Raw genomic sequence first — 6658 nt, 5'->3', positions numbered from 1 at the left:
CAACGAAGCCCGCGTATCGACCATGGCTGTCGGCAACATCTACGAGACCGATCACGTCAACTCGATCCTCGCCGCCGGCCGCGCCGACCTGGTGGCGCTGGCGAGGCCACACCTCATCGACCCGATGTGGACGCTGCGCGCGGCGGCCGCCCAGGATTATCGAGGCGTCCACGTCCCGCCACCCTATCTCGGCGGTCAGGCCCAACTCGCGCGCAACTTGAAGCGCGAGCAGGAAGCGGCGCTGAAGGCATGATGCGTCTCCAGGGCCATCATGCGCTCGTCACCGGCGGCGGCACCGGCATCGGTGCCGCCATAGCCCGCGCTCTGGCAAGTGAGGGGGCGAAGCTCACCCTCGTCGGCCGCCGCCGTGAACCGCTGGAGGAAGTCGCCGACCAAATCCGTTCGTCCCGAGCGCAGTCGAGGGGCGCTGGCACGGAGTCTGAGAAACGCCCCTCGACGGAGTTCATCCAGAGCGACGCCGCAGGCGGCGTCGAAGGGCTCGGGACGAACGAGGCTGTGCTCGTTGCCCCTGCCGATGTGACGGAGCGGGAGGAAGTCGAACGTGCTTTCGCTCTGGCTCGGGACGCGCAAGGTCCGATCACGATCCTTGTCAACAATGCCGGCGCCGCCGCCGCCTCCGCCTTTGCCAAGGTAACGTCCGAGGCTTGGCGGCAAGTCATGGCGGTCAACCTCGATGCGCTGCTCCATTGCTGCCAGGCGGCGCTACCGGACCTGCTTGCCGCCCGGTCGGCCCGCATCGTCACGATCAGCTCGAGCGCCGGGCTCAAGGGCGGCGCCTATATCGCGCCCTATGTCGCGGCCAAGCACGGCGCAGTCGGCCTCACCCGCGCACTTGCCGCCGAATATGCGAAAACCAATCTCACGGTGAACGCCGTGTGCCCCGGCTATGTCGAGACCGACATTGTCGTCGGCGCCATCGCCAATATCCGCGAGAAGACGGGTCGCAGCGAGACGGAAGCCCGCGCTGCCCTCACCGCGACCAACCCGCAGGGCCGCCTCATCCAGCCGGAGGAGGTGGCGAATACGGTGCTCTGGCTCTGCCTTCCGGAAAGCCGCTCGGTGAACGGCCAGGCGATTGCGGTTACGGGCGGGGAGGTCTGATGACGACTTCGCATATCGACACCTTCGTCCGCGACCGCCTGCCGCCACCGGAAGCGCAGCCCGAATTCCTCTTCGACCTCCCTGAGCTGCACTATCCGGACCGCTTCAACGCCGCCGTCGAACTGATCGACAAGGGCGACCCGGACGCGCTTGCCGTCCTCAACGATGCCGGAAGCTGGACCTACGGCGAGATGCGCGACCTCTCCGACCGCATCGCCCGCCTGCTCGTCGAGGAGGAAGGGCTCGTCCCTGGCAATCGCGTCTTCCTGCGCGGTCCCAACAACGCGATGCTGTTCGCCTGCTGGCTTGGCGTCCTCAAGGCCGGCGGCATCGTCGTCGCCACCATGCCGATCCTCCGTTCCGGCGAGATCGCGACAGTCCTTGAGCGCGCCAGGATCAGCCACGCCATCGTCGATGCGAGGTGCCTGGCCGACTACACGCCCGCCGCCGACAAGACCGGACTCGTCCGCTCGCTTCTCACCTATGACGGCGACAGCGGCACCGGCGAGCTGGAGCAGCGACTGGAGGACGTCGCCCTGGGTTTCACTCCGATCGACACATATCGCGACGACGTCGCCCTGATCGCGTTCACGTCCGGCACTACCGGCAAGCCCAAGGGCTGCGTCCACTATCATCGCGACATCCTCGCCTGCGCGGACGCCTTCGCCGCCAACATCCTGAAGCCGAAACCCGGCGATCGCTGGGCCGGCTCCCCGCCCATCGCCTTCACCTTCGGCCTGGGGCAGGTCCTTATCTTTCCCTTCCGCTCGGGGGGCACCGCGGTGACGATCGAGGCACCGAGCCCGGCCGCGCTCATAGATGCGATCGAGCGCCAGAAAATCACCACCCTCGCCACGGCGCCCACGGCCTACAAGGCGATACTGGGCCAGTTCGCCGGCCGCGACATCTCCAGCCTCCACACCTGCGTCTCGGCCGGCGAGCATCTCCCCGCCGCCACCTGGCATGCCTGGAAGGACGCGACCGGCCTCTCCATCGTCGACGGCATCGGCGCGACCGAGATGATGCACATCTTCATCTCCGCCTCGGGCGACGACATCCGTCCCGGCGCTACCGGCAAGGCCGTGCCCGGCTACCAGGCCTGCGTGCTTGGCGACGATGACCGCCCACTTGCCGCCCCTGCTACGGGCCGCCTCGCCATCAAGGGCCCGACCGGCTGCCGATATTTCGACGATCCGCGCCAGGCCGACTATGTCGTCAATGGCTGGAACGTCACCGGCGACACCTACCGCCAGGACGAGGATGGCTATTTCTGGTACCTCGCCCGCTCCGACGACATGATCATCTCGTCGGGCTACAATATCGCCGCGCCGGAGGTGGAGAATGCGCTCCTCTCTCATCCCGCCGTTCAGGAATGCGCGGTAATCGGCGCCCCCTGTGAGGAGCGCGGGCAGAAAGTGAAAGCCTTCGTCGTCGTCTCGCCGAGTCACGGGCCTTCGCCCGAGCTCGCCGCCGAGCTCCAGGCTCACGTGAAGGCCACCATCGCCCCCTACAAATATCCGCGTGAAGTCGAGTTCGCCGAAGCCCTCCCCAAGACCGCCACCGGTAAGCTCCAGCGCTACGCGCTGAAGTCGGAGCCGCCCGTCCGATCATAGCGGGGTCGCAACCATCTGCCCGTTTCCCGTGTTGGATTTGTTCGGGAAACGGAGAGACGAGTGACACGCGACGATCCCAGCGGATCATCACCCTGGTGGCTGCTTCGGCGGGGCGACGGCCCCATCGTCGCGACCGCGATTCATGACGGCAGCGGCCTTCGCGCCGAGACCCGCGCGGCGATGGCGCTGTCCGATCCCGATCGGCTGCGCGAGGAGGACCCGTTCACCGGCCAGGCGATCGTCGACGTGCCGACCCACGTCATCGCCGGCCGCTCTCGCTTCGAGGTCGACCTCAACCGCGCCGAGGAAATCGCCGTCTATCGCACGCCCGACCAAAGCTGGGGAATGAAGGTCTGGTCCGCCCCGCCCGGGCACGGACTTGTAAAGCGTTCCCTCGCCATCCACCGCGCCTTCTACCGGATGATGGGCGGGATGCTGGACGAGATCGAGCGCGAGCATGGCCGCTTCGTCCTCCTCGACATCCACAGCTACAATTACCGTCGCGACGGCCCCGATGGCGATCCCGCGCCCCAGGACGAGGCGCCCGACATCAATATCGGCACATTCTCGATGCCGCGCGAGCGCTGGGCCTTCCTGCTCGATCCGCTGATGGAGGCGATGCGCGCGTCCGATTTCGGGAGTCGCAAGCTGGACGTCCGCGAAAATATCGCGTTCCAGGGCAAGGGCGAGCTTGCCCGCTTCGTCCACGATCGCTTCCCCAAGACCGGCTGCGCGATCGCCATCGAGTTCAAGAAATTCTACATGGACGAATGGACCGGCGAGCCGGACATGACGGCGCTGGCCGGGATGCGTCGGTTCGTCAATCATGTCGCGCTGACGGCGCGGGACCTGCTCGATGGCCGATAAGCATCCCACCCCGGAAACGGCGGCGGACGAGGCCGGGATACGCTTCGACGGCGGCCGCGCCTATCGCAGCACGCTCGACCATGGCGGACGGGCACATGTCGACCGCGCGTTGCCGTTCGTCATCCTGAACCGCTTCGACGAGGGCGATACGGACAGCCTCGCCCGGCGCGTCGCGACCATGAGCTCCGCCTATGTCGTCTGGCCCTCCAATGCCGAATGCGACCGCGACGCGCTCGCCGCGGTCGATGCGATTGCGGCGAAGCTTCGCGAGACCTATCCGCGCATTCTCATCCTGTCGCTCTACGACCTTCCGCGCGACGAAAGCCTCGAAGAGGAGTCGCCCCGGCTGGAGAGCTTCACCTTTCGCCTCAGTGCTTCGGGCGATCCGTCGGCACAAGCCGCGGCGCAATGCCTTGAGGAGGCGCTCCAATCGATAGAGGTCGATCTGAGGCACCCCAGGATTTCCGACATTTCCAAGGCCTATTTCGAACCGGGGATCGAGGAGAGGGTCGGCGAGGGCGCCGCCCTTTCGCACCTCTCGCTCGGCGTGCCGCAAAATTATCGCGTCCCCGGAGAGGAGGGCATCTATCCGCAGCTGCTCCACGATCTCGCCATCGGCATCTTCGACGCGTTGCTCCAGGGCTTCCACGCCTTCTACGCCGACATATCGCCCAAGGCCCCGCGCCATCACCGCGCGCTTGGCCGAAGCTCCTTCATCGCCGCCGCGCGGACCGTGGACCGGAAGCTCGACGCTATTTCGAGCGCCTTCGATTTTCTGCTCAGCGTGTCTCCGATCAACAGCGGCCAGGCCTATGAACGGTTCAAGGCCTCCAAATGGGACGCTCAGCCTGTTTTCCGTTATCGCCCGCTGACCGTCGATCCCGAAGTCGAGAAGCGCAGGCTCTACGACATCGATCTTCGCCGGGTCGAAGATCCGGTGCTGGAAAACCTGTTCGCGCAGAAGCGGCGCGAGCTCGATCAGCTGCTGACGATGTTGCAATCCCGGAACACGCCGAACTTCCGTTACTCCTCGCTGATGCTCTACGGCGCCGTTGAATCCTCCCTCCTCGATTCCGCACAGGCGATCCTCGAGGAGATGGAAATAGAGGATGAGCCCGAATGCGGGCGCGAGATCGTCGGCGCCGAGGCCGTCCAGCACGCCGCCGAACACCTCATCGGCTGCTATCGCGACGGGGACCCGGATTTCATCGCCCACACCAGCCTGCGCGAGGATATCGGGCCCGGTCTCATGGTCTCCGGCCGCAATCTTCTCATTTCGACGGCGACGCGCATGCAGCGCCGCCGCGTCGACGCGCTGCTCCAGCATGAAGTCAGCATCCACCTCCTGACCTTCATCAATGGCGATGCGCAGGGTCTCAAGATTTTTCGTACGGGCCTCGCCGGCTATGAGGGCATTCAGGAAGGGCTGGGAGTTTTCGCCGAGAGCGCCGTCGGCGGTCTTACCATCCAGCGCTTCCGTCTGCTCGCCGCGCGCGTGATCGTCGTCGCCGCGATGATCGACGGCGCCGGCTTCATCGACTGCTTCCACATTTTGAGGAAGGAACATGGTTTCGGACCCCGCGCAGCCTTCGGCATCGTCGCTCGCGTCTATCGCTCGGGCGGCCTCGCCAAGGACGCCATCTACCTGCGCGGCTTCAGCACGGTGCTGAAGATGCTTTCCGAAGGGAAGGATCTGACGCCCTTCTGGTTCGGCAAGATCGCCGCCCACCACGTCCCGGTCGTGGAGGAGCTCGAGCTGCGCGGGCTGCTCCACCGGCCGCGCGTCACACCGGAATTCCTGTCCCGCAAGGACGCTCAGGCGCGCATCGAAAAGATGCGAAGCCAGAGCGGCCTCGCCAGATTGATCTGATCGGAGAACACGATGCTGATTGCCTTTTTCGTCAACGACATGGCGAAGGAACATCCCCGCTACACGACGACCATGCTCGCGCATGAGGCCGTCCGGCGCGGGCATCGCGTCTGCTACATCACCCCCGGCGATTTCGTGCTGACGCCAGACAATATTCTGCGCATCCATGCGCGCTTCGCGCCCGAGAAGAAGGGGCGCAGCTTCGTCGAGTTCTTCAAGGGGATGGAGGCGGTCGCCGACAAGACGGAGGCGATCGATATCAGCGAGGTCGATGTGCTGATGCTCCGCAGCGACCCCTCGCTCGACGCGCAGGCGACCCCCTGGGCGGAAGATATCGGGATATTGTTCGGCCGGGCGGCGGCAAAGCGCGGCGTCCTCGTCCTCAACGACCCCGACAGCCTCAGCCACGCGATCAACAAACTATATTTCCAGTCCTTCCCCGAGGCGGTCCGGGCCGAGACCCTGATCACCAAATTCCCGAGCGATGTGAAGGCGTTCGCCAAGGATCATGACGGCAAGATCATCCTGAAGCCGCTGCAGGGTTCGGGCGGGCAGAGCGTCTTCATGGTGGGCTCCGAAAACGCCACCAACATGAACCAGATGATCGAGGCGATCACCCGCGACGGCTACATCATCGCCCAGGCCTATGTGCCGGAGGCCGCCAAGGGCGACATCCGCTTCTTCCTGATGAACGGACGGCCGCTGCGCATCGGCAACAAATATGCGGCGCTCCGCCGGGTCAGCGCCAAGGACGACATCCGGAGCAACGTCCATGCCGGCGGCAAGGCGGTGGCGGTGGAAATCGGCAAAAAGGAACTCAGGGTGGCCGAGCTCATCCGGCCGAAGCTTCTCGCCGACGGCATGTTCCTCGTCGGGATCGACATCGTCGGCGACAAGATCCTGGAGGTGAACGTCTTCAGCCCTGGCAACCTGCACAGTTGCAGCAAGCTCGCCAAAGCCAATTTCACCGAGCCGGTCCTCGAATCGATCGAGCGCAAAATCGAGATCGCAGAGGAGTCTCCCGGCGCGTTCGACAACAAGACGCTGGCGGTCATGTGAAGCCGGCTTCCCGGCGCGGCCCGCGTTAACCACGAAAGATTGATTCGATGTCGGAACGGTTTACAAACTCTTAACGTTTGGAGTCGGGAGGCCAGCATTTCGGTCGCTGGCCTGCTTCTTGCGAGAC

The 6658-nt window shown here is 65.2% G+C and carries 5 protein-coding genes and 1 pseudogene; all 6 read left to right on the top strand.

What is annotated here, in order from left to right; genetic code table 11:
• Positions 1-253: pseudogene (locus VIR62_RS09395) on the top strand (bifunctional salicylyl-CoA 5-hydroxylase/oxidoreductase); the annotation flags it as partial.
• Positions 250-1122: an SDR family NAD(P)-dependent oxidoreductase gene (locus tag VIR62_RS09390; protein WP_431870673.1), complete on the top strand. Its 873-nt coding sequence runs from the start codon at positions 250-252 to the stop codon at positions 1120-1122. The pseudogene VIR62_RS09395 and the gene VIR62_RS09390, both read left to right, overlap by 4 nt.
• Positions 1122-2735, top strand: a complete 1614-nt coding sequence (locus VIR62_RS09385) for an AMP-binding protein (RefSeq protein WP_431870671.1) — start codon at positions 1122-1124, stop codon at positions 2733-2735. Before VIR62_RS09390 ends, VIR62_RS09385 begins: the two co-directional genes overlap by 1 nt.
• 60 nt (positions 2736-2795) lie before the next feature.
• The gene (locus tag VIR62_RS09380) at positions 2796-3602 is read left to right on the top strand and encodes an N-formylglutamate amidohydrolase (RefSeq protein WP_431870670.1); all 807 of its coding nucleotides are present in this window, start codon (positions 2796-2798) and stop codon (positions 3600-3602) included.
• Positions 3592-5472: a flavohemoglobin expression-modulating QEGLA motif protein gene (locus VIR62_RS09375; protein WP_431870669.1), complete on the top strand. Its 1881-nt coding sequence runs from the start codon at positions 3592-3594 to the stop codon at positions 5470-5472. The genes VIR62_RS09380 and VIR62_RS09375 overlap by 11 nt, the downstream gene beginning before the upstream one ends.
• A gap of 12 nt (positions 5473-5484) precedes the next feature.
• Positions 5485-6531: a glutathione synthetase gene (locus VIR62_RS09370; RefSeq protein WP_431870667.1), complete on the top strand. Its 1047-nt coding sequence runs from the start codon at positions 5485-5487 to the stop codon at positions 6529-6531.
• The last annotated feature ends 127 nt before the right edge of the window (positions 6532-6658 follow it).

Origin of the sequence: Allosphingosinicella sp. (assembly GCF_036570505.1) — a bacterium.
GTDB lineage: Bacteria > Pseudomonadota > Alphaproteobacteria > Sphingomonadales > Sphingomonadaceae > Allosphingosinicella.
The sequence above is the reverse complement of the archived record's forward strand: the minus strand, read 5'-3'. Positions and strand labels throughout refer to the sequence as shown.